This window comes from Slackia equolifaciens, from assembly GCF_003725995.1.
GTDB lineage: Bacteria > Actinomycetota > Coriobacteriia > Coriobacteriales > Eggerthellaceae > Slackia > Slackia equolifaciens.
Genome location: NZ_QIBX01000001.1, coordinates 42,859 through 66,969 on the forward strand (window position 1 = coordinate 42,859; position 24,111 = coordinate 66,969).

Genomic DNA, 24,111 nt, shown 5'->3' on the forward strand with positions numbered 1-24,111 from the left:
CGTCTATCCCTCGAATACTGCTTTGACCAGATATTCCACGTTGCCCTCTGCGCCTTTGATAGGACTTTCTACCGCACCTTCAACAGCGAAGCCAGCCGTACGCAGGGCCTCTTCCACCTCGCGCACCACGCGCTCGCGCACCGCCGGATCTCGCACTATGCCGCGGTCGGTTTCGTCATGGGCACTTTCAAACTGGGGCTTCACCAGGGCGAGCAGCACGCTTCCCGGTGCGCACAGCGCGGCAAACGTAGGAGCAAGCCCCGCAAGGCCGATAAACGAAAGATCCGCCACCAGCACGTCAAAGGGGGCACCCAGCTCCTCAGGCGCCGCCGACTTGATGTTAGTGCGCTCGAACACACTCACGCGGCTATCCTCGCGCAGCTTCCACGCCAGCTGCCCGTAGTTCACGTCCACGCACGCCACGCTTGCCGCGCCCGCCTGCAGCAAGCAATCGGTGAACCCACCAGTGGAGCTGCCGATGTCGATGCAACGTGCCCCCGCAACGCTTTGCCCGAACGCATCGAGCGCGCCCTGCAGCTTGTGCCCGCCACGGCTCACGAACTGCTTTTGTCCGCGAACAAACACATCCGCATCGGGGCGCACCTGCACCGCCGCACTCGTAGGGTATACGTCGTCCACCCGCACCTCGTGCGCAAGCACGGCGCGCAAGGCGGCGCCTCGATCGGGGAAATAGCCCAGCTCGACCAGGAGGTCATCCAGGCGCATCTTCTTCTTTTTTAGGCTCGTCCCCATCGTCTTTGTCCCATCATGTCCTGAGCGTACATTCGCTTTCTCATTAAATCGCGCCTCCCTCAATTCGGCAAGCATTCATAGACGATTCTCCCCTAATGAACGGACGTAACGCTCCGCGCAGGCTTTCATAGGGGGAAGAGCAGCGAATCTCCTAATGAACGGTCGCTGCGAACCTGACCGTGGTAAGAGGCCAAACAGCCGTCAGCTCTCCGCCGTATCCCACGAGCAGCACAGTACATGACCGCAGCAAAACAACCGAACGCTCAGCGACATACCAGGAGGGGCGGACGAGCATACATGCACGCATGCATAACGACAATGATATAACCGCCACACCGCCCAGGTATGCGATGCATTCGCATATGCTCATGCATGCATAACCCAAGGAGACGGATCGCATGCCGAAAACGCACGCTTGGGTAAATTCGGATACGCCGGAGTTGAATTGGCGAGACCCGGCATTACCCGCCCTCTTACGCAAAAGGAGACCCCGGCATCGCCCGCTCTCTTACGTAAAATCATCAGTCCTAGCGATTGAAGCCGTACGCCGGAGCTGGATTGCCGAGACCCGGCATCGCTCTGTTGTAAAAGTCACGTTTAGCGAGATTCGGGCATCTCCATGTTGAAAAAGTTACGTTTAGCGAGATTGATTTTGGCTCTCGCGAATATTCTCTCGAGAGAGTCTTTTATCGCAAAGCGCCCATCAGGCATTATGGGCAGTCGTCTCCGTACGCCGAACTTAAACTCGCTTTGAGAGGCATTCGGAAGAACGCTAAACGCGTATTTTTCAACAATGGCATTGCCGAATCTCGCTAAACGTGCAACTTTCAACACCAGCATGGCAGAATCTCTCTAAACGTGCATTTTTCAGAAATGGGATCTCCCGGCGATAACCGCAACTCCCTCAAAACGCACTGCCCCGCAGCCCCGCACAATTCCGTAGCCCAAAGCGCTTCTGCGACTCGGCAAATCGCCTGATGGGTGCCGCCCCGCGGTTCGACTAACCGACGGGCACCACCCCGCGGTTCGACCAGCCGACGGGCACCGCCCTGCGACCTAACTAGCTGACGGGCACCGCCCAGCAGCCTGACAAATCCCGCATTTCAGCCAGTTTTTCGCGAACGAGGCAAGCCCACAGCTGCGCCAGTATTGCACAAATGCGAGAAGCCTACAGCTCTGCCAGTTTTTCGCGAATGCGGCGCGCCATGCCCTCGGCATCGATGCCCAGTTCTTTATGGAGCAGCCCCACCTTGCCCTGCTGGACGAACTTGTCGGGAATGCCGAACACAAGCAGCGGCGGCACTTTCTCGGGCGGACGCTCGGCCAAGGCTTCAAGAATGCCTTCGCCTATACCGCCCTCGATCACGCCCTCTTCCGCCGTGCACACCAGGCGGCACTCGAGCGCCGCTTTTCGCACGGCCGCCTCGTCGAACGGCTTGATCCAGCGCATGTCCACCACGCGCACGCCGACGCCCTCAGCCGCCAGGATATCCGACGCGCCCTCGGCCTCTTGCACCATGCGGCCGAATGCCAGAATGGCCACATCGTTGCCCTCGCGCACCGTGCGCGACTTGCCCACCTCGAGCACACGAGGCTCGCTCGGAAGCTCTACGCCGCGGGCCTCACCGCGCGGATAGCGCAGCGCAACCGGGCCATCAAGGGCAAGCGCCGTATGCAGCATATGCACAAGCTCCGCCTCATCTGACGGCGCCATAGCCTTCATGTGCGGAATCATGCGCATGTACGCGATGTCGAACACGCCGTGATGCGTAGGGCCGTCATCGCCCACAAGTCCCGCACGGTCGAGACAGAACACCGTATGCAGCTTAGGCAGGGCGTTATTGATAATCACCTGGTCAACCGCGCGCTGCATAAAGGTCGAATAGATGGCGACCACGGGCTTCATGCCGGCGATGGCAAGGCCGCTCGCCATGCCCACGGCGTGCTCCTCGGCGATGCCGGTGTCAACAAAGCGGTTGGGGAATTTCTCGGCGAATGGGGCAAGGCCCGTGCCGTCTTTCATGGCAGCCGTGATGGCCACGATGCTCTCATCGCGCTCGGCCTCGGCAAGCAGCGCCTTGCCGAACACGCTCGTATACTTGGGCGCAGCCGACGACGACTTTTTCACCTCTCCCGTTGCGATGTCGAACGGGCTCACGCCGTGGAATACATCGGGGTGCGCCTCGGCAGGCGCGTAACCGGCACCCTTCTTGGTGACCACATGCATAAGAACGGGGCCGTCGGCCTCAAGCACCACACGCATCGTACGCTTGATGGCGGAAATGTCATGCCCCGGGATGGGTGCCGTGCACAGAATGCCCAACTGCTCGAACAGCATTTCATCGGGGATGACCATCTGCTTGATGGAGTCTTTGACGTTGCGCCCGAAATCCACCAGTCCCTGGCCCCATCCGCCGCGCGACTCCAACGCGCTTTGGATGTGGTCGCGCGTGCGCGTGTATGACTTGGATGCACGCTTGTGCCCCAGGTAATTGGCGAGCGCGCCCACGTTGCGAGAGATGGACATCTCGTTGTCGTTGAGGATGATGACCATAGGCGTTTGCGCCTGGCCCACATGATTGAGCGCCTCGAACGCCATGCCGCCCGAAAGAGCCGCATCGCCGATGATGGTCACGATCTTCTCGTCGCTGCCGCGCAAATCGCGCGCGAGCGCCAAGCCCAGCGCAACCGACACCGAGTCGGATGCATGGCCCGAAGGATGTACATCATAGGGGCTCTCGGTTGCCTTGGGAAAGCCGGAGATGCCCTTGTATTGGCGCAACGTATCGAAATCCTTGAGCCTGCCTGTAACAAGCTTGTGGGCATACGATTGATGGCCCACGTCAAACAACAGCTTGTCGTGAGGGCAGTTCATGACGCTATGGCACGCAAGAATCAGCTCCACCACACCCAAGCTCGGCGCCACATGGCCGCCGGTCTTGGACGTCGTGCGGATGATCTGCTCGCGAATCTCGGACGCAAGAATCTGCAGCTCCTCATCGGTGAGAACCTTCAGATCTGCGGGAGATTCGATCATGTCAAGGATACGATGTTCCATAGTCCCTGCTTTCTCACGGCCGGCGCCTGCCTCGCCGGATAAGCATCTTACGTGTAATGCGACGGGGCCTACTCGCGCCCTTCGCCGTCAGAATCGACAGCGGGCTCGGGCTCGCCGTTCATGGACTCCAAAAGCTCCGTCGCCCTCATGCCGAGCTTGACCGCCTCGTCGTACAAGTCGAGCGCGGCATCCAACGGCACGTCGTCGCCCTTTACCTGGGTCGCGATTTCTTCCAGTCGATCGCGAATGCCGGCGAACGTTTCTTCGGTCTTGGCATCCATGCGCTATTCGCCCTTCGACGATTCGACGGCCTCGGACGCGGAATCACCCTGGTCGGAAACCGCGCCGAGTTCGGATTCGGCAGCACGGACGGGCTCGTCCGCGGGATTCGCCTCGGATTCTGTCTCGGCCTTAGTCGACGGCGCATCGGCGGCCTCTTCGACCGCCGCATCGGAGGCGCTGCCCTCGGAGCCGCCCTCCATATCGCGCGCGATGCGGCCCAGCACGCCGTTCACGAAACGATGAGAATCGTCCTCGCCGCCAAACTCCTTGGCAAGCTCAACCGCCTCATTGATGGCGACCGAAACGGGTACATCGTCCACGTAGCTCATTTCGTACACGGCAAGGCGCAGCACGCAACGATCGACCACCGGCATGCGGTCGATGGCCCAGTTCTGGGAGCGTCCGCTGATTGCGGCGTTGATGTGCGCAGCGTGCGAAGCCACCCCCATCACAAGGGAACGCGCGTAATCATCCATCCCCGCCTCCTCAGGAAGGAGGTTTTCCTCCAAAACCTTGTCGGCGGGAACACCCAGAATCTCGCTTTGGTACAGCGCCTGCAGCGCGCTGCGGCGCGCGAGCGTACGCTCATGTCGTTTAGCCATGAAAGACAGTCCTTAATGATTGAAATGTTTGGTTCGATCTAGTCGGCGAAGCGGATGCCGTCAACGTACACGTCGATGGACGCGATGGAGAAGCCCACCTGCGTGGTCACGGCGTCGGCGATGGCCTGGCGCACGGCGGCGGCAACCTGCGGGATAGGCTGGCCGTAGTACACGTCGATATGCACAGCCACCTCGATGCCCTCGCTCTCGTTCATATGCACGTCGATGCCCGCACCGGCAGGCTTGGCGGCAAAACGCGAGCGCAGCCCAGAAAAGCTCGAGGATCCGACGCTCGCTACGCCCTCCACGTCGCGCGCGGCGATGGCGATGATGGTTTCCATGACTCCGGGGGCCAGACCCAGGCCGTCTACATACAGCTCTTCGCTCATGAACGTTCCTCCTCTTTCGCCGCCCCGCTGCCGGGGCGCCTTGGCGCACGCGCCGTCTTGTTTGGATAGTGCCCGACCGAAAACCCGACCGGAAGCCTTCCCGCATAGACCCATCGGAAGCCTTCCCGGCCCGTCGCCCGGCCGGAAGCGCAAGCCCGCGAAGCGTGAAAAGCGCGTCGCACGTTGCTCGCCCTTTGTGTATCCAGTTATTGTAGCGCAAAGCAAGCGAAACCCGCCGTCACACGTCTCATCGACGGAATTTCCTAAACCCAAGAAAAACGCCGCCCCGAACGGAGCGGCGTTTGTACGCTCTTGCCTAGCCTGACAGAACCACAAGACAAGACTGCGAGACACGAGTGGAACAGCAAGGGCGGCTTCCGCATCGGAAATTCGTGGGTTCCGGGGACACCGCGTGCTTCGTGCGCAAGCTCATGGGAACGCGCGAAGATTCGGTGCGGGAGCCGCCCGCAGCGCCGCAGCGTCTCAACGCCCGCAGCGCCGCAGCGTCTCAAACGAAAAAGCGCCGGCTGGTAAGCCGGCGCAATCCCTTACAGTCCCGTTACCTCAATGAAATCGGTGCGGGCCTCGCCCTTCTGGAAGATATCGGTCTCCAGTACCTTCTGATGGAACGGAATGGTGGTGGCTATGCCCTCGATCTTGAACTCGGCCAAGGCGCGACGGCCACGAGCGATGGCCTCCTCGCGATCCTTACCCCACACGATAAGCTTGGCCACCATGGAGTCATAGAACGGCGAGATGGTGGAGCCAGCCTGAATATAGCTCTCCACGCGCACGCCGGGGCCGCCAGGAACATCGAAACGCGTGATGTTGCCGGGGCACGGACGGAAGTCGTGCTCGGGATCCTCCGCGTTGATGCGGAACTCGATGGCATGGCCGTTCGGGCTGAACGGAGCCTGACCCGCGCAGCTCATAGGCTCGCCAGACGCAATGCGCAGCTGTTCCTTGATGATGTCGACGCCGGTGATCTGCTCCGTTACGGGATGCTCCACCTGCACGCGGGTGTTCATCTCCATGAAGTAGAACTTGCCGGACTCATCGAGCAAGAACTCGATGGTGCCCGCGTTGCGATAGTCCACCGCACGCACGGCCTTGACGGCCGCCACGCCCATGTCACGACGCAGCTGGTCGTTGAGGGCGGGCGACGGGGCCTCCTCGAGCAGCTTCTGGTGGCGGCGTTGAATGGAGCAGTCGCGCTCGCACAGAGCCACCTGGTTGCCGAAGTCATCGGCGAGCACCTGAATCTCCACGTGGCGCGGACGCAGCACGAGCTTCTCCAGATACACGTCGCCATTGCCGAAAGCCGCCTGGGCCTCGGCACGCGCGGCCGTGAAGGCGCTCTCCAGCTCCTCGGGCTTATGCACTTCGCGCATGCCTTTGCCGCCGCCGCCGGCAGACGCCTTGATGAGCACGGGATATCCCACGCGATCGGCGAAGGCACGGGCGTCTTCCACGCGCTCCACCACGCCGTCGGAGCCGGGCACGGTGGGCACGCCGCAGGCGGTCATGGTTTCGCGGGCCGCAGCCTTGTTGCCCATGCGCTCAATGCACTCGGGAGAAGGCCCGATGAACACGAGGTCGTTCTCGGCGCAGGCACGGGCGAAATCGGCGTTTTCGGCTAAAAAGCCGTAACCGGGATGCACCGCCTGGCAGCCGGTGGTCACGGCTGCGGCGATGATGTTGGACATGTTGAGGTACGACTTGCCCGCAGGAGCGGGGCCGATGCACACGGCCTCGTCGGCGTAGCGCACGGGCAGCGTGTCCTTATCGGCCACCGAGTACACGGCCACCGTCTTCACGCCAAGCTCGCGGGCGGCGCGCATGATGCGAAGCGCCACTTCGCCGCGATTGGCTACCAGAATCTTATCGAACACGTTCTATTCCCCCTCGCCCGCATCAGCCTGGCCGTGCGGCTCGATGTAGAACAGCGGCGTACCGAACTCCACCGGGGTGGCGTCTTCCAGGCACACCTCGCGCACGGTGCCCATCTGCGGAGCGGCGATCTCGTTCATGAGCTTCATGGCCTCGACGATGCACAGGGTCTCGCCAGCGGCAACCTCGTCGCCCACCTTGACGAACGGAGGCTCGCCCGGAGCCGGAGAGGTGTAGAACGTGCCCACCATAGGCGCGGAAACCTCAATCCAGTTGGCGGGACGAGCGGGGGCGGCAGCAGGCGCGGGCGCTGCGGCGGGAGCGGCGGCAGAAGCCACGGCGGCAGCAGGCGCTGCGGCAACGGGGGCCACGCCGGGCATGCGCACGTTGATGCGGACGCCCTCTTCCTCCACGGTGATCTCGCCTACGCCGGACTCTTCGACGACTTTCACCAGCTCGCGAATCTGATTGATATCCACGTAATCATCCTCCTTGGCCTGGCTGGACTCGCGCTCCAGCAGGAAATCAACACGTTCGGTGGCGCGGTGCTTCGACAGGAAGGTGCGCGCCTCGTTGGGGAACATTGCGTACATGAGCACGTCTTCTTCGCAGGTGGCCAGATCGCCGATCTCCTGCTTGACCTGCTCGTAGGTGGTGGTGGCGAGAGACGCCGGCGACACATCGGGCGGAAGCGTCTCGGAATTGCCCACAACCTTCTTGTAGATGGCGGGATCCACAGGACCCGGAGTCTTGCCGTAGTAGCCGCACAGGTAGTCCTTCATCTCCTTGGACACCAGGCTCCAGCGCGAACCGGTGAGCACGTTCATGACCGCCTGCGTGCCCACGATCTGGCTCATGGGGGTCACCAGCGGCGGATAGCCCACCTCGGCGCGCACGCGCGGAATCTCGCGCATGACCTCGTCCACGCGGTCGAGCGCGTTCTGGATTTCGAGCTGCGCGATCAGGTTGGACATCATGCCGCCAGGCACCTGGTGCGAGAACACCTTCATGTGGGTCAGGCTGGACACGCCGCGCTTGTAGTGGCCGCGCTTGCGCACTTCCTCCCAGTAATCGGCGATCTCGAACAGCAAGTCAAGATCGTAGCCGGTGTCGTAGCGGCTCTCCTGCAAAGCGGCCACGATGGTCTCCACCGCAGGGTGGCTGTTGCCGAAAGCCAAAGGAGCGCTGGCGGTATCGGCGATCATGGCGCCTGCCTCGGCGGCCTTGACGATGTTCATGGGAGCCATGCCGCCCACGTAGTGGCAATGCACGTGCACGGGCAGGCCGATCTCGGCGTTGAGGGCCTTCACCAGACGCTCGGTACGGAAGGGCGTGAGCATACCCGCCATGTCTTTGATGGCGATGGAGTCGGCGCCCAAATCCTTCAGTTGCTGAGCATACTCAAGGTAGCCGTCGAGCGTGTGCACGGGCGACACCGTATAGGAGATAGCGCCCTCGAACCAGCCGCCGCACGCCTTGATCGCCTCGGCGTTGTCCACCACGTTGCGGATGTCGTTGAGCGCATCGAACACGCGGAACACGTGGATGCCGTTGCGCTTGGCAGCCGCGATGAAGTGATTCACGATGTCTTTGGAGTAATGCTTATAGCCCACCAGGTTCTGACCGCGCGAGAGCATGGCCAGATCGGTGTTAGGCATATGCGACTTTATGGCACGCAGGCGCTCCCACGGGTTTTCGTCCAGGAAGCGCAGGCAGGTGTCGAACGTGGCACCGCCCCAAGCCTCTACCGCCCAATAGCCTACCTTGTCCATCTTAGGCAGGATGGGCAGCATATCGCCAAGCTGCATACGCGTGGCCCACAGGCTTTGCTGGCCATCGCGAATGGTGGTATCCATGAGTTGCAAACCGGGCATGCTTCACCTCTCTCTTCGAGCGAACGCGATCGAGCAGCAGGCCAATCGAGCCCGCCGCTCCCTGCGATGCCGGCAGAGCGCCCCGCGCAAAGCAAGAGCGATGGCCTCCGTAAGACACCGCGAGCGAAATCGCCCCAGTCATACGAGCGTCATATTATAGGGAATGCATCAAGCATTTACTTTGACGTTCTAAGTTTCTACGACAAAACTGCACGCTTTAATGCACTAAAGCACTATATCGCGCGATAGTATGCTTGTCGAGAGAGACCCGGCGCACGCCGGTCAACGGCACAGTAACACTACACGGAACGATTCGATTTCTGCACCCTGGTCATTTTTCAATCGAATGAGCAGTTGGGGGCCTTCGTGAGAAGATTCGGCGTGAGAGAAACGCACCGTATCGCAGCGCCTTCCCCTATGCAAAAAAAGCGCCGGCTGGATAAGCCGGCGCAATGGGAACTCCTGGTTTTGCAGTAACGACTAGACGCGCTTGACGAAACGGCCGTCGCGAGTGTCGATCTGGAGGATGTCGCCCACGTTCACGAAGGTGGGAACTTTCACCTCGGCGCCCGTCTCAAGCGTCGCGGGCTTGGTGGTGCCCTGAACGGTGTCGCCCTTGAAGCCGGGCTCGGTCTCGGTCACCTCGAGCTCCACGAACATCTGGGGCTCGCAGCCGATCAGGTCGCCATCGGCATACTCAAGGGTAACGGGGTCATTCTCCTTGAGCCACTTGGCGGTATCGCCCACGTTGTCAGCGGGCAGGCTGAACTGCTCGTAGCTGTTGGGGTCCATGAAGTAGAAATCGGCGCCGTCATTGTACAGATAGGTCATTTCCTTCTGCTCCAGACGCACGGTCTCGAACTTCACGCCGGAGTTCACAGTGTCGGAATACACGCGGCCGTTGCGCACGTCACGCAGCTTCATGCGCACGAACGCGCCGCCCTTGCCGGGCTTGACGTGCTGGAACTCGATGATGGTGCACATCTTGTTGTTGTACATGATGCACATGCCGTTTTTGAAATCGGCGGTAGAGATGGTAGCCACGGGTGCTCTCCTTCTTGATCGTTACACGCTTACGCGCGGCGAACAACGTCCGCGCTTTCGCGTGGCAACCTCGTTCGCTTGCTTTAGGTAAACAAAAAGACGCTAAATTATAGCAAGTTCGTGCGTGGATTGCGTGAAAACCATGAAACCGTCTTCGGTAATCACGCCGAAATCCTCCAGGCGGCAGCCGAGCGCACCCGGCAGATACACGCCCGGCTCCACCGTGACCACGTTGCCCGGCACAAGCGGCTTGGAATTGCGCGGCGAAAGATTAGGCAGCTCGTGGATATCGATGCCCACGCCATGCCCCAAGCCGTGGCCCATCTTGCCGCCGAAGCCGTGCTCGTCCAGCACGCGTTCAGCCAGCTCGTGCGCCTCCTTGCCCGTCACGCCGGGCCGCAGCATGGCTTCCACCGCCTCGTTGGCGGCACGCACGGCGGCAAACACGCGCTTCGACTCTTCGGTCGCATGACCCATGCATACGGTACGCGTCATGTCGGAGCAGTAGCCGCCGCGGCGCGCGCCGAAATCCATCACCACCATGTCGCCGTCCTGAAGACGGCGCTCGCCGGGGATGCTGTGCGGAGCGGCGCCGTTGGGGCCGCTTGCCACGATGGATGAGAAAGCCAGGCCTTCCGCGCCCATGCGGCGCATAGTCTCCTCGAGCTCGAGCTGCACCTCACGTTCGGTCATGCCAACGCGCATAAAGCCGCATATATGCTCGAACGCGGCATCGGTGATCCGCTGAGCAGCGCGCATCGCGGCGATCTCCGCCTCGTCCTTCACGGCGCGAAGCCCTCGCACGAAATCGGACGCCTCCACGAGCTCGGGGGCAAAGCGATTTCCGGCGAACGCGGCCTCCAACGCACGAAACTCGGAAAGAGGCATCGAATCCTCTATGCCAAAGCGACACACGGCGCGCCCCGGCTCGCTCCCCCGCTGCTCATGGAACCGCTCAAAGCCCTGCGCCGCCCACTTTGCGTGCGTTGCCGCCTCGCCGTCGATGATCCACGGCGTGCCCTGCGCGGCGCGCGACGCCGCATCGGTGTAGCGGGAATCGGTGTGGAGCACGCTCGTCCCAGGCGTCACGAACGCGAGGTGCGCCGGCTCGTCGTCGAATACGTTTTCGAACCCCGTAAGCCACCTCACGTTTGAGATATCGCGGCAATAGAAATCCGCGATGCCCGCTTCCGCCATCTTCTGGCGCATGCGCTCGAGGCGCGTCATTTCGTTCGTTTCGGCCATGAACACCACCTTGTTCCGTTTGCGATTCAACGCGACCGCTCATCGCGCCCCTGCCAACGAGATTCCCGTCATCCAGCAAGGCCCCATCTGGCGCGCTTTGCTGCCCCGCAGACAGCAAACACCCGCAGGGCGTGGCCAGGCGCCGCACGAGAGCCCTTAATGCCCGCAGACGCTACAGGTATGCGCATCAGTCAGACACGTAAATGCCTCGACGTTTGAGCTCGCCTGCGATGGCGGCAGCCGCAGCGGCAGTGCCTTTGTTGCTTACATCCACATGCGCCTGCGCCACCTCGTCGTAGAGCGGCTTGCGCTCATCCCACAGCGCCTGCGTGTCGCACCCCTGCGCGAGCAGCGGCCGCGTGCGCATGCTTTTGATGCGCGAGAGCGAGCCCTCCATCGACGATTCAAGAAGCACGGCGAACCCCTGGGTTTTCAGCAGCTCGCGGTTCTCCGGCAGAGCGACGATGCCCTCGCCGCACGAGATGACTGCCGGCCCCAATGCCGCGCATTCGGCAAGCGCCTTTGCCTCCGCGCGACGCAGGCCTGCCTCGCCTCGCTGTTTGAACAATCGGTTAGCATCACGCCCGTGCTTGCGCTGGAGGTAGGCATCCACATCGATGGCTGCCACGCCCAAGTCGCGCGCCAGTCGCCGTGCCACGGTGGTCTTGCCCACCCCCATGTATCCTACAAGAAACACGTTCTGCTTCAGCACGCCCATGCGATCACCTGGCAGCCCTGGCAAGACGCGCGTTGTAGGCATCGAGGGCAGCATGAACGTCGCCCATGCAATCGCCGCCGAACTTGGAGCGATACGCCTGCGCGAGCGCGAAGGCCAACTCGGATTCCACCGCCACCGCCACCGAGGGAACGCGGCAGGCATCAAAACGCCCGGGCGCGCAATCGACGGAATCGAGCGTTTCCATATCAAGGGCGGATACCTCTTTGCCGAGCACCGAAGGGGCCGCCACGGCGACCCTCAGGATGATGGGCAATCCGGTAGATACGCCTCCCTCGATGCCGCCGGCGCGATTGCTCGAACGCGTAAAGCCCAGCGAGGTGCACGATGGCGTATCAATCGCACGCGACCCGCACAGCCCGGCAGTCGCGCATCCGAATTCAACGCCACGAACGCCGGCCACCGAAAACGCCGCCGCGGCAAGGAGGGGCTGCATGCCCCCACGCGGCTGCATGTCATCGCCTAAGCCGGGCACGAGTCCCGTTATGGCCACGCGGAATTCCCCATCGAGGGTGTCGTCCTCGGCTACGGCGCGGTCGATCTGCGCCTCCATGGCGCGCGTCGCCTGAGCCGAAGGGCACCGGAGCGTCGACATCTCGACATCGAGCGGCGTGTAGGCGAAGCGCTCGGACGCGTCGACATCCTCGCGCATGACGGCCTCGCCGATGCGCGTCACATACGAGTGGACCTCAACGCCCAGATCGGCAAGAAATTCACGCGGAACGCCGGCGGCCGCGACCCTCATTGCGCCCACGCGCGCATCGGTGCGATCGCTTATATCGCAGCAGTCGTCCAAATCGCGTTTGAGCGCGCCCGCAAGCTCCGCGGTTCCGGGGCGCACAACGCTGCGGCGCCTCTCCCCCTCCATGGCGGCGCCGTTCTCGGCGCGCGCAAGGCACAACGCCACGGGGGCGCCCACCGTGCGCCCGTCCTTCACGCCGGCGAGCAGCTCCACGCCCTCGTAGGCACGCTGCTGCGCGGGCCGCCCATGCAGGCGATCCCATCGGGCTATATCATCGTCAATATTGTGGGGGTTGATGCGCAGGCCAGCGGGCACGTCGTCCACGATGGTAACCAAACCAAGCCCGTGCGCCTCCCCGGCATCCATATATCGCATGTTTCATCCTTCGCGCGTTTTGTCTCGCGCACGATTGTAGCATGCGCGCGTTTTCATCATGCGATTCTATTGGGCCAATCGACCAGGCATCAAAAGTTTCGGCGGAAGCAGCCCTCAGCTATTCAAACGTTTAACCCTGAGGTCTCATTGCGATAGACGAGCAACAGCCTAAAACCAGCGATACGCAGAGCAAAAACGGCGAAACCCGACTACTTTTCGGGCTTCATGTGGCCCATGATGGGGCCTTCGAGGTTGCGGAGAAGAAGCGTATGCCACAGGTCGGTTTCGACGAGCGAGCCCACCATGTACGCTTTCATGCCCACGCCGTGCGCACCCCACACGTCGGTCACCATCTGGTCGCCAATGCATAGCGTGGTCGCGCGATGGGCCCCGATTTTCTTCATAGCCATGCGATACGCAAACGGCAACGGCTTAACCGCATGCGACACGATCGGCAGCCCCAGGCGATCGGCCCACTCGTGCGCGCCGTGATGCCAGTTGTTGCTCAGGATGCATGCGACGATCCCCAGCCTGTCAAGCTCGTCGAGCCATGCGCGCACATCGTCGGGAACCTCATGGGTATCACGCGTGAGCAGCGTGTTATCCAGATCGAGCAGCACATGGGTGAATCCTGCGCCTTTGATATCCTCAACGGGGTCGATGCTGGTCACGCGCTTGAACAGGCGGTCGGGTGCTAGAAACGACATCAATGAACCCTTCTGGCATTACAAGGGCGCCCGAATCAGGGCACCCAGCGAATCCAACTTTTCAGATGAGCGCAGCCCGATAGGCCGCAGACGATCATGACGCACAGAACGCGCCCATTGAGGGCGCGTTCAGATAGGCGAAATCTTACAGGTGCTCGGCGATGGCGGCCTGGTGCTCGTCGTAGGTTTTGCTGAACGCGTACTCTGTCTCGCCGGCATCGTTCGTCCAGAAAATGAAGTAGTAATAGTCGCCGTAATCGCTCGCCGGAGCGCACACCGCCTGCAAGCAATCGATGCTGGGCGAACAGATAGGCGTGGGCGGCAAGCCGGGATTCGCATAGGTGCTGTACGGCGTATCGGCCTGAACCTCATCGCCCGAAGGATCATGGCCCACCTCGAATGCCGTTGTGGCATCCGACTGCAGATACCCGTACGTCTCCTGATTATCGGGGCTCAGACGGTTGTAGAACACCGCAGCCACCTGGGAGCGAATCTGCTCGTCGCCGCTCGATTCCTTCTCCACGATGGAAGCGAGGTTCACCGCATCGTAGATGGAAAGCCCCTGGCTTTCGGGATACGACCAGTCGAGCGAGGCGGTCTCGGTGCGGAACTGGTCGAGCATCATGCGGATGATGGAGTCGGCCGTATCGCCGTCGCGCAAGTCGTAGGTCTTGGGGAACAGGAAGCCTTCAAGCGTGGCGTTTTCCGGAGCGCCGGAAAGGAAATCGTAGTCGGCGGCGTAATTGGCAACCGTGGCCTGCGCCGTGAAGTCGGCAGCGGTCACGCTGCCCTCGGTGGCCTGCTCGACCGCCGTAGCGATATCGGAGAGCTTGTAGCCCTCGGGGATGGTGAGGGCGAGCGTGCCCAGATTGCCCGTGGCGACGGCATTGATCACGTCGTCGAGCGTCATGCCGGCGGCGAAGGAATACGTGCCCGCCTGGAACTGCGAATCGACGCCCAGCTCCTTGGCACGCGCGAGGAAGTCATCGGCGTTGGGAACCGCGGCGGCGTTCTGCAGGGTGCTGGCCACGTCCTGGGCGGTGGCGCCATCGGGGATGGTCACCTCGACGTCGGCCTGGGTGGCGACCTGCGTGCCATCGACGGGCTCCGCCGAGGAGCAGCCGCGCATGGCAGTGGAAATACCGAGCACGGCGACCACGATCACGATTACCGCGAGGATGCCCGCCACCACCATGGGGGCCTTGCTCTTTTGCGGACGGATGTGCGAGGTGTCGTACGTGCGGAACTGACGCTCGCCCTGCGCATGCACCATGCGGGCGCGATGGGTGGGGTGCGAACTATACGTGATCTGCTTACGCGGCATGGGCATTTCCTTTGCAGACATCGGGCGCGCGAGGCACTGCGCGCGGTCTAATTATTTTGGGAATCGAGCCAGACCTGGAGAAACAGGCTCGCGGCAATCATATCCACTTTGCCGCGCATCGCGCGCTCATCCAGCCCCTCTTCACGCAAAATGCGTTTAGCTTCACGTGAACTCAGGCGCTCATCGGTGAAGGACAAGGGCAGGCCGGCGGCGCGAGAGATGCGTTGCGCCTTCTCGCGGATGCTGGCAGCCTGCGGCCCCTCCTCGCCCGCGAGGGTGTACGGCAAGCCGCACACGAGCTGCTCGATTTCCCAATCCTCTATGATGCGGCGAAATTCCTTGCCATTGCCTAGAACCTCCTGTGCAGGAAGCACCTTGAGCGGCGTTGCGATCCTGCCGGCGGCGTCGCTTATGGCGAGGCCGATACGAGCTTCTCCAATATCGAGAGCTAGCGTGCGCATGCTAATCAAAGGGGGAGGGGGAAGGGAAGTGTCCCTTCCCCCTCCCCCTTTGGAACCCCCTCCTCTTTTCCTCGCTCCAGGGCACTTGGGACACCGGATGATTGTGGCTTCATCGCCCACCGGGGCGGCTTCGCTTCGCTGGCCGCCCGATTGCGGCAGCGGTTGAGCATTGGGGCACCGCCAGGTGTCTCAATGCCCTTCGGTTCGCGCTTCGCGCGGCGCACTCGCTTCGCTTGTGCGCGGGCGGACATCGCCTTCGGCTTGCCCGCTTACGCTCCCAGCATTTCCTTTGCTGCGGCCAGGGCGGCATCCATGCCGGACGCATCCTTGCCGCCGGCCTGGGCCATGGTGGGCTTGCCGCCGCCACCGCCCTTGATATTGCCGGCGATGGCCTTGATGACTGCGCCGGCGTTGAACCCGGCGGCAACCGCCTCGTCGGTGCCGGCGGCCATAATCACGGGCTTGTCGTTGTTCACGGTGCCAAGCACGCAGGCGCCCGGCTTGTCCATATGGCCGCGAATGATATCCCATGCGTTGCGCAGAGCGCCGGTGTCCAGGCCGTCGATGCGGGCCACCACCAGCGGATACCCCACGTCGATCATGTCCTTGAGGTAATCGGCCATGCTGCCCTCTGCCTCAGCCTGGCGGGCGCGCTTGCGCTCTGCCTCGAACTCCTTGATGGTCGCGGCGTTGGCGGCGCAACGGTCGGCCACCTCGAGCGGCGTCACCTTCAAAGTGGCGGCGGCGCGCTTGAGCTCGTCCTCCTCGCGGTTCATGTACGCCAGCGCATCGAAGCTGGTCACAGCCTCGATGCGGCGCAGGTTGGCGCCCACGCTGCTCTCGGACACGATCTTGATGAAGCCTATTTCGGCGGTATTGGAAACATGGCAGCCACCGCACAGCTCGGCGGAGAAATCGCCCGCCTCTACCACGCGTACGGTGTCGCCGTATTTCTCGCCAAACAGCGCCGTAACGCCCGCCTCGCGAGCCTCATCGAGAGAGGTCTCATAGATGTTCATTGCCGTGGCCTGCATGACCACATCGTTGGCCACGTCTTCCACCTGCTTAATCTGCTCGGGAGTCACGCCCTCGAAGTGCGTGAAGTCGAAACGAAGGCGGTCGGGGCCCACGTAGCTTCCGGCCTGCTTGACATGATCGCCCAAAACCTGGCGCAATGCGGCGTGCAGGATATGGGTTGCCGTATGGTTGCGCGAAATGCGGGCGCGACGGCGCTCGTCGATCACGGCGCGCACGGTATCGCCCACATGCACCGAGCCGCGCACCACTTTGACCTGGTGGCACACAAGGCCCTTCTCGGGCGCCTTGGTGTCGAGCACCTCGATATGCAAATCGCTGCCCTCATCGGCGCCTTCCATGACGCCGGTATCGCCCACTTCGCCGCCCATCTCGGCATAGAAGGGGGTGATGCCCAGCACAACCTCGCCCTCATCGCCGCAGGCGAGCTCGTCGACGCGTTTGCCGTCCTTGATAAGCGCGGCCACGCCGGACGAAGCCATCGCGCGATCGTAGCCCACGAACGCAGATGCGCCCAGCTCCTTGAGGAGCTCTGCATGCACGCCGCCGTAGGTGCTCCACGCCGCCTCGGCCGAACCCTTGGTGGCGGCGCGGGCGCGCTCGCGCTGTTCGGTCATGCATGCCTCGAACTCGGCGGTGTCAACCTTGATGCCGCGCTCGGCGCAGATCTCCTCGGTGACCTCGACCGGGAAACCGTAGGTGTCGTGCAGCGTGAAGGCCTCCTTGCCAGAGAGCGTATCGCCCTCAAGCTTCGCCAGCGCCTCGTCCAAGAAGGCCTGGCCCTGGCGCAGCGTGGCGCCGAAGCGCTCCTCCTCGGAGGCAACCACGCGCTCCACGAGCTCGCGGTTCTCCACGATCTCGGGGTACACGCTGCCCATCTCCTCCACAATCTTGTCGATGTAGTTGGAGAGGAACGGGCCCTCGATGCCCAGCTTATGGCCGTGCATCACCGCGCGACGGAGCAGGCGGCGCAGCACGTAGCCACGGCCCTCGTTGGAAGGAAGAATACCATCGGCGATCATGAAGGTGACCGAACGGCTGTGATCTGCCACGATGCGCAGGGAAAGATCGGCGGCCGCATCTCCCGACTCGTAAGCCTTGCCGGAAAGGCGCTCGCCCACAGCCACCAGGCCGCGCAGCACGTCGGTATCGTAATTGTTGGTAACGCCCTGCATGATGGCCGCAATGCGCTCGAGGCCCATGCCGGTGTCGATGTTCTTGGTCTTAAGCGGAGCCAGCGTCCCATCTTCCTGGCCGTCGAACTGGGTGAACACGCAGTTCCAGTACTCCAAGAAACGATCGCAGTCGCAGCCCGGCTTGCAATCGGGCTTGCCGCAGCCCACCTCGGGGCCCTGGTCGAAGTAAATCTCGGAGCAAGGGCCGCAGGGGCCGGTGGGGCCGGCACGCCAGAAGTTGTCGTCTTCGCCCAAACGAGAGATGTGATCCTCGGGCACGCCCAGGTTCTTCCAGATCTCGATGGTCTCGTCGTCATCTTCGAACACGGTGAAGTACAAGCGCTCGGCGGGAAGCTCCAGCACCTGGGTGGAGAACTCGAGCGCCCAGGCGCACATCTCCTTCTTGAAGTATTTGCCAAAGCTGAAGTTGCCCAGCATCTCGAAGAAGCTCAAATGGCGGCCCGTGGTGCCGATGATATCGATGTCGTTAGTGCGCACGCACTTCTGCACCGTGGTGGTGCCCACATAGGCGGGATCGAGCTCCTTCACATGCAGGAAGTAGGGCTTGAACTGCACCATGCCGGCACTCGTGAGCAGAAGGCTCGGGTCGTCGGGGATAAGCGAGGAGGACGGCATGCGCTTGCAGCCCTTCTCCTCGAAGAACTTCAGGTACTTCTCGCGGATCTCCGCGGTGGTCATGTACTTCATCAGACGCGTCTCACTCTCATTGTGCAACCAAATCCAGCGGCATGGACATCCGCCCCGCCGCGCGAAAACCGGCACTCGCCGATTGAAAACATACGGTTAGGCATAATAGCCAAAAGGAAGGCCCTACGTCACCGGTTTTCCGGGTTGTTCTCCCCCGAATCCCGCGATTCTGCGGATTTTTCGGCAGAATCGCCGCTTTCATCACCCGAGGGCGGCTCCGCCTCCGAGCGCGTGGCGGCTTTTGCGGCGCCGCCTCGCTCGTAGCGCATGGCCAAAAGGCGGGCCTCTTCGCGCAGGCGCCATTCCTCGCGCATGCTCGCCACACCCACGGCGTCGGTCAGCGCGTCGGGACGCGTGGCCTCCTCGTCCAAATGCGAGGGAGTGCCGCGGAAGAACACGCCGTCTTCCGACACCACCTGCCTGCCCGTGCGCCGCTCGAAATAGAACACGAAAATCGATTTGGCGATAGCGACCATCGGGATAGAGAGCAGCATGCCCACAACGCTGCCCACAAGCCCCTGCATCGCCCCTCCGATGGCGCTTCCGCAGAGCAGGGCGACGATCACGAGCGCCGGATGCACGTCCACCGAGTTGGCCATGATCTTGGGGCTCACGAACGTATAGACGAACTGCTGGATGGCGATGGTGAAGACGAGCGCGAGCAAGGCCGCAAGCGGGCTGTCGAAAAAGCCAACGAGCGCCGCCAGCGCGCCGCCGATCCACGGACCCACCACGGGGATGATATTCATCACGCCGGTGATCAGACCCAATGCGGCAGCGTTGGGAATGCCCACGATCTGGAAGCAGATGCCGCACGCCGCGCCGATGAGCAAGCACTGCAGAAGCGTGGCCTTGATGTAGCCGCCCATCACGCGCGTGAACGTGATATGGATCATCTCAGCCTCTTCGCGGCGCGCCGGCGGAATCAAGCGCATGGTTTCTCGGCCGATAGCGGGCAGCTCCATAAGAATCCAGAACGCCACCACCAGCGAAAAGCCGATCACCATAACCGAGTTGGCCACGCCCGTGCCAAAGCCCACCACGCCGTCGGCCGACACCTTTGCCACGGTGGAAGCCCAATCGGTGAGCGACTTGGCGCCCGAATCGATCCAGCTGCGCACCGTATCGTTCTGGAGCACGTCGGCGTATTGGACGTAGAGCTGGTTGCCCCAATCCACGAGCTGCTGAACGTAGCCCGGCAAGCCTGACAGCATCGAGGCGAACTGGTCGCCCAGGCCAAGCGCAGGCGAGAACATGACCATGCCAAGCACGGCCAACACGATGAACATGCCCACATAGGCTATCGCCGAGCCCACTGCACGCGGCACGCCCGCAGATTCGAGCTTGTCAACCGGGGTGCGCAGGCACAGCACGATTATGGCGGTCCAGGCCACGATTGCCACGGGCGTTGACAGCACGTTGAGCACGAAGCCCAGCACGTACACGATAGCGATGGCGCCGATTATCGCCCAGATCTGGAAGAACCGACGTCGTGCGACGTCGGTTCGATCGGCCGACGTTCGCCCATGCGCCTCGACCGGCGAGCCCCCTTTGGAAAGGGGTTCCGTTTTGCCCCGCTCCTCGGCGGAGGTAGTAAAAGCGTCGGCCGCAGAATCTTTGCGACCGACGCCCTGGTGCGCTGGATGGTTCAAATCCGCATCTCCCAATCTACTTGTTGTACGTGAAGTAGCCCGTGGAGGCGTTTTCGTCCTTGCTTGCCGCAGGCCCGGAGGAAGGCTCTTGGACTTGCGGGGCGGAATCGACGGCAGCCTGCGCCGAAGCGTCAGCCGCTGCGGGCGCGGCAGGCTCGCCGGGCTCCCCTGCGAAAGCAGCAGGAGCCGCTGCGGACGCCTCCCCGAGCGCTGCGGCCTGAGCCTCTTCGCCGGCGGACCCCAGCGCGACCGACGCATCGGACGCCTTCTTCTGCGAGAAAGCCCCGCGCAGCTTCTCGGCGGCGGTGTTCACCAGCTTCATGGGCGTGTTGGCGACCGTTTCTACCGCGTTCGCCGCGCCGGCAGCCGAAGTGGTCATGGCGTCCACGTTCTCGAGAATGCCGTCCAAGCGCATGATCTCAAGATTGGCGGCATCCACCGCAAGCGACACGCGTTCGGCCAAAGGATCCATCTTGTCGATGGCGGGCTTGAGACTCTCGGTCATCTCCTTCACGTCGGAAATGACAGGGCGGATCTCCTCCTCCATCGTTTCGACGGTCTTGCGCGTCTTGCGCAAGAAGATGATCAGCTCCACGAGCGCCCACACCAGCACGATGCCAACGACCACGTATACGATAGGCAGGGCTACCTGCTGAATGAATGCCGTATCCATGATATTTCCCTCCATCTCGGGGCGCCGGACGCGTGCCGCGGCGCATGACAGGGCACATGCCCCACCTGACGATACGGCCGACCGCCAGGCTAAATCCTTGCCTGCCAGTGTATCACTGCCTCGGCGGTTTTCTATCGCGCGCGGCGGCTTCCATGCGATATGCTTCCCAACCGGCCTCGCCCGGCTGATAGAAGCACCCGCGCTCCAAGCCCTCGGGCAGGTAGCGCTGCTCCACCCAATGACCGGGATAGTCGTGCGGATACTTGTACTCGCCGTAACGCTCGCTGCCGGGGCGATGACGGTCGCGCAGATAGCTGGGTACGTCGCGCTTGGGGCCGCGGCGAACCTCGGCGAGCGCGGCATCGATGGATGCCTCTGCCGAGTTGCTCTTTGGCGCAAGAGCCATATAGATAACAGCCTGGGCCAGGTTGATGCGGCATTCGGGCAGACCGATCACCTCGGTGGCGCGGAATGCCGCTTCGGCTATGAGCAGCGCCTGCGGATCGGCGTTGCCAATATCCTCGCTCGCCAGAATGAAGATGCGACGCGCGATGAATTTGGGGTCTTCCCCGCCATCGATCATGCGCGCGAGCCAGTACAGGGCGGCATCGGGATCGCTGCCGCGCATGGATTTGATGAACGCGCTGATGATGTCATAATGCATGTCCTTGTTCTTGTCGTAGGGCAGCGCGCGGTGCGGCGTGGCGAGCTCTACCGCGTCCGCGCCCACAACCAAGGGCGCATCGATCGTGGGCTCGGGCTCCCCCGCACGACGCGCCTGCTCCTGGGCAAGCCCGGTCGCCAGCTCGAGCGTGGTGAGCGCGCTTCGGGCATCGCCGCCCGACAGGTTCACGATGGCGGCAACCGCTTCGTCGGTAAGCGCGAACTTCCCGCCCAGGCCGCGCTCATCGGCCAAGGCGCGCGCCACGATGCGCTCGATGTCGGCATCTTCGAGCGAATGGAGCTCTATGACGCGCGAGCGCGAGATAAGCGCCGAATTGACCTCGAAAAACGGGTTCTCGGTAGTGGCGCCGATGAGCACTACGGTACGGTTCTCCACCGCATGGAGCAGCGAATCCTGCTGGCTGCGATTGAAGCGGTGGATCTCGTCCACGAACAGAATGGTGCGGATGCCGTTGACAAGCAGGCGCTTTTCCGCCGCATCGATCTCGCGACGCAGGTCGGACACCGTTCCTCCGATAGCCGACACCTCCACGAACGCCGCCTTGGTGGTCTCGGCGATGATGTGCGCGATGGAGGTTTTGCCCGTGCCCGCCGGACCGAACAGGATGACCGAAGAAAGCGCATCGGCCTGAATGGCAAGGTTGAGCCAGCTGCCCGGCCCCACCGCCTCCTCCTGACCGGCGAGCTCGTCGAGCGTGCGAGGCCGCATGCGCACGGCCAAAGGAGCCACGCGCATGCGCGCTGCGTTGTCTATTTCGGTGAACAGGTTTTCCATGCGCCCCCGCGCCTTTCAGATCGATGGTTGCGGCCCTGCGAACGAATCGCGCCATCATACATGGACGCCCAGCCTCGCGCCGCCCTGGCAATGCGCTCTTTATCCCTATTATATAGGAACACTTGTTCGAATCAAATGGCTTGCGAACAGACTCCCGGGCACTTCGTTACGACCCCTTGCGAATCTTGAGAATCACCCACACGCTTAGAATCGCTGCGCCCAGATACCCCAAGAAGCCGATAACGGGAATACCGAGGAGCTGAGGCTGCATGCCCGTGGCATAGATGAACGACGAGCCTATGAACAGACCGGCCGTTATGATGGCCAAGCTCAGCCGGTCGATGATGTTGCCGAGCTTTTCCATGGGCTGGGTGGCCTCGGTCAAATCGAACCCCAGCTTGAGCCGGCCCTTCTCCGCCATGTCCAACACGTTAGCCACGCGCTCAGGAATCTGGGTCGCCTTGTCGGCTGCGTTCACGGCGGCGGTCAAGCGCCCCTCCATCTCCTTCACGGGGTCGAACGTGCGCGACATATAGCTTTTCACGTAGCGCTGCACCACGGCAAGAATGCTGATCTCGGGCGTGAGCGTAATGAGCGTGCCCTGCAACGACGCCAAGCCGCGCACCAGCATCACGAAGCTCTGCGGCATAATGACGTTGGCCGTGTCGAGGATGGCCATGATGTCGTTGAGCAGCTGGACGATATCCATGCTGGAGGCGTCCTCGGCGCTGTAACGGTTCACCAGCGTTGTCAGATCCTGCAAAAGCTTGCCGTAGTTGAGCTTTTTCCCGGGCGCATCGGACACGCGCCCCCACTCGATGAACAGGTCGGTCAGCGCATGGCCATCCTGCAGAACCATCGCCTTCATCATGTCGTAGAACAGGCTGCGCTCATGGGGCGAAAGCTCCCCCATCATGCCGCAATCGATCCATACCACCTCGCCGCGGTCGCGCTTGCCTTCGGCGCGCTCCTCCTCGGACAGCGCCGGACGCACGATGATGTTAGCCGCATGCGGGTCGGCATGGAAAAAGCCGAACTCGGTCATCTGGCGCATATACGAATCGGCGATGCGGTCGCCCAATTCGCGCAGATTGTATCCGGCGTCTTTGAGCGCCTGGGGGTTTTCAAGCGAAAGCCCCTCGACGAACTCCATGACCAGCACCGTCTCGTCCGAAAGCTCAGGATATACCTTGGGGCACGTAACGCCGTCGTCGCGCTCGGTGTCGCGCGCGAGCCTGAGCAGGTTCTCGCGCTCGATGTTGAAGTTGATCTCCTCGCGAACCGTGCGATCGAATTCGTCGATCACAGTAACGATATCGACCCCCGCCACGCGGGCGGCGCCCGCGAGGTTGAGCAGGTCGGCGGCGCGGCGCATGAGCTGGATATCGCGCTGCATATCCTCTTTTACATGGTCGCGGCGAATTTTGACGGCAACCGCCTCGCCGCTATCACGCAGATGCGCCTTGTGAACCTGAGCGATAGACGCCGAACCCAGAGGCGTTTCGTCCAGGTCCGAAAACACCTCGTGGTAGTCCTTGCCGTAAACATAACGCAGACGCTCCTCAACGCGCTCGAACGGCTCGGGCGTGGTTGAGCTGCGCAGCGTTTGAAGGGCGTTGCAGTACTCCTGCGGGAGCATGTCGGAGCGGGCGGAAAGGATCTGCCCCAGCTTGATAAACGTAGGGCCAAGATCCTCAAGAAGATGCACCAGCTGCTCGGGGCTGACGCCCCTGGTAACGCTATTCTTGCGCAGCGCCTTGATGATTTCTGCCAGACGCGAGGCGGATGTTTTATCGTTCATGCCGTCGCGCAGCAGCTTGACGACATCTTTGGCGCTCGGCATGTTCCACCCTCCTGTGAGTCGTTTCCCCGCAAATCGCGTATGCAAACTTAAGGCCTAGCGGCTTTATTCTGCACCCATTGTAGC

At 62.4% G+C, this 24,111-nt stretch carries 20 protein-coding genes; all 20 read right to left on the minus strand.

The genetic code is table 11. The features are described from left to right. Positions 1-3: 3 nt before the first annotated feature. Positions 4-753, minus strand: a complete 750-nt coding sequence (locus tag DMP06_RS00165; RefSeq protein ID WP_123207730.1) for a TlyA family RNA methyltransferase — start codon at positions 751-753, stop codon at positions 4-6. Positions 754-1,350: 597 nt separating this feature from the next. Next, complete coding sequence (locus DMP06_RS00170) at positions 1,351-1,593, minus strand: hypothetical protein (RefSeq protein ID WP_123207731.1); 243 nt, start codon at positions 1,591-1,593, stop codon at positions 1,351-1,353. 328 nt (positions 1,594-1,921) lie between these two features. Beyond that, positions 1,922-3,811, minus strand: coding sequence for a 1-deoxy-D-xylulose-5-phosphate synthase (dxs, locus tag DMP06_RS00175; RefSeq protein WP_123207732.1), 1,890 nt, complete (start codon positions 3,809-3,811; stop codon positions 1,922-1,924). Positions 3,812-3,879: 68 nt separating this feature from the next. Continuing rightward, entirely contained in the window at positions 3,880-4,092 is a 213-nt protein-coding gene (locus tag DMP06_RS00180; protein ID WP_123207733.1) for an exodeoxyribonuclease VII small subunit, read from the minus strand. 3 nt (positions 4,093-4,095) lie between these two features. Further along, positions 4,096-4,695: a transcription antitermination factor NusB gene (gene nusB, locus DMP06_RS00185; RefSeq protein WP_123207734.1), complete on the minus strand. Its 600-nt coding sequence runs from the start codon at positions 4,693-4,695 to the stop codon at positions 4,096-4,098. A gap of 38 nt (positions 4,696-4,733) precedes the next feature. Further along, complete coding sequence (locus tag DMP06_RS00190) at positions 4,734-5,084, minus strand: Asp23/Gls24 family envelope stress response protein (RefSeq protein ID WP_123207735.1); 351 nt, start codon at positions 5,082-5,084, stop codon at positions 4,734-4,736. Positions 5,085-5,632: 548 nt separating this feature from the next. Further along, entirely contained in the window at positions 5,633-6,976 is a 1,344-nt protein-coding gene (gene accC, locus DMP06_RS00195) for an acetyl-CoA carboxylase biotin carboxylase subunit (protein WP_123207736.1), read from the minus strand. Positions 6,977-6,979: 3 nt separating this feature from the next. Then, positions 6,980-8,848 carry an acetyl-CoA carboxylase biotin carboxyl carrier protein gene (accB, locus tag DMP06_RS00200; RefSeq protein ID WP_123207737.1) on the minus strand — a complete coding sequence of 623 codons (1,869 nt, stop codon included), beginning with the start codon at positions 8,846-8,848 and terminating at the stop codon, positions 6,980-6,982. Between the two features lie 480 nt (positions 8,849-9,328). After that, positions 9,329-9,892 carry an elongation factor P gene (gene efp / locus DMP06_RS00205; RefSeq protein WP_123207738.1) on the minus strand — a complete coding sequence of 188 codons (564 nt, stop codon included), beginning with the start codon at positions 9,890-9,892 and terminating at the stop codon, positions 9,329-9,331. Between the two features lie 102 nt (positions 9,893-9,994). Next, positions 9,995-11,119: a M24 family metallopeptidase gene (locus tag DMP06_RS00210; protein WP_123208035.1), complete on the minus strand. Its 1,125-nt coding sequence runs from the start codon at positions 11,117-11,119 to the stop codon at positions 9,995-9,997. A gap of 205 nt (positions 11,120-11,324) precedes the next feature. Then, the gene (locus DMP06_RS00215; protein ID WP_123207739.1) at positions 11,325-11,855 is read right to left on the minus strand and encodes a shikimate kinase; all 531 of its coding nucleotides are present in this window, start codon (positions 11,853-11,855) and stop codon (positions 11,325-11,327) included. 4 nt (positions 11,856-11,859) lie between these two features. Next, complete coding sequence (aroC, locus tag DMP06_RS00220; RefSeq protein ID WP_123207740.1) at positions 11,860-12,990, minus strand: chorismate synthase; 1,131 nt, start codon at positions 12,988-12,990, stop codon at positions 11,860-11,862. 209 nt (positions 12,991-13,199) lie between these two features. Then, positions 13,200-13,697: a YqeG family HAD IIIA-type phosphatase gene (locus DMP06_RS00225; protein ID WP_123207741.1), complete on the minus strand. Its 498-nt coding sequence runs from the start codon at positions 13,695-13,697 to the stop codon at positions 13,200-13,202. A gap of 145 nt (positions 13,698-13,842) precedes the next feature. Beyond that, positions 13,843-15,021, minus strand: coding sequence for an endolytic transglycosylase MltG (gene mltG / locus DMP06_RS00230; RefSeq protein WP_338056777.1), 1,179 nt, complete (start codon positions 15,019-15,021; stop codon positions 13,843-13,845). 47 nt (positions 15,022-15,068) lie between these two features. Then, positions 15,069-15,482: a Holliday junction resolvase RuvX gene (ruvX, locus tag DMP06_RS00235; RefSeq protein ID WP_123207743.1), complete on the minus strand. Its 414-nt coding sequence runs from the start codon at positions 15,480-15,482 to the stop codon at positions 15,069-15,071. Between the two features lie 269 nt (positions 15,483-15,751). Next, the gene (gene alaS / locus DMP06_RS00240; RefSeq protein WP_123207744.1) at positions 15,752-18,400 is read right to left on the minus strand and encodes an alanine--tRNA ligase; all 2,649 of its coding nucleotides are present in this window, start codon (positions 18,398-18,400) and stop codon (positions 15,752-15,754) included. 128 nt (positions 18,401-18,528) lie between these two features. Further along, positions 18,529-20,052: an AI-2E family transporter gene (locus DMP06_RS00245; protein ID WP_245962298.1), complete on the minus strand. Its 1,524-nt coding sequence runs from the start codon at positions 20,050-20,052 to the stop codon at positions 18,529-18,531. Between the two features lie 16 nt (positions 20,053-20,068). Next, the gene (locus tag DMP06_RS11645) at positions 20,069-20,725 is read right to left on the minus strand and encodes a hypothetical protein (protein WP_245962299.1); all 657 of its coding nucleotides are present in this window, start codon (positions 20,723-20,725) and stop codon (positions 20,069-20,071) included. A gap of 112 nt (positions 20,726-20,837) precedes the next feature. Beyond that, a complete protein-coding gene (locus DMP06_RS00250) occupies positions 20,838-22,184 on the minus strand; it encodes a replication-associated recombination protein A (RefSeq protein ID WP_123207746.1) in 1,347 nt (448 codons plus the stop codon). A 166-nt stretch (positions 22,185-22,350) separates the two neighbouring features. Next, positions 22,351-24,027 (minus strand): ABC1 kinase family protein, encoded by a 1,677-nt coding sequence (locus DMP06_RS00255; protein WP_123207747.1) that lies wholly within the window; start codon positions 24,025-24,027, stop codon positions 22,351-22,353. Between the last annotated feature and the right edge of the window lie 84 nt (positions 24,028-24,111).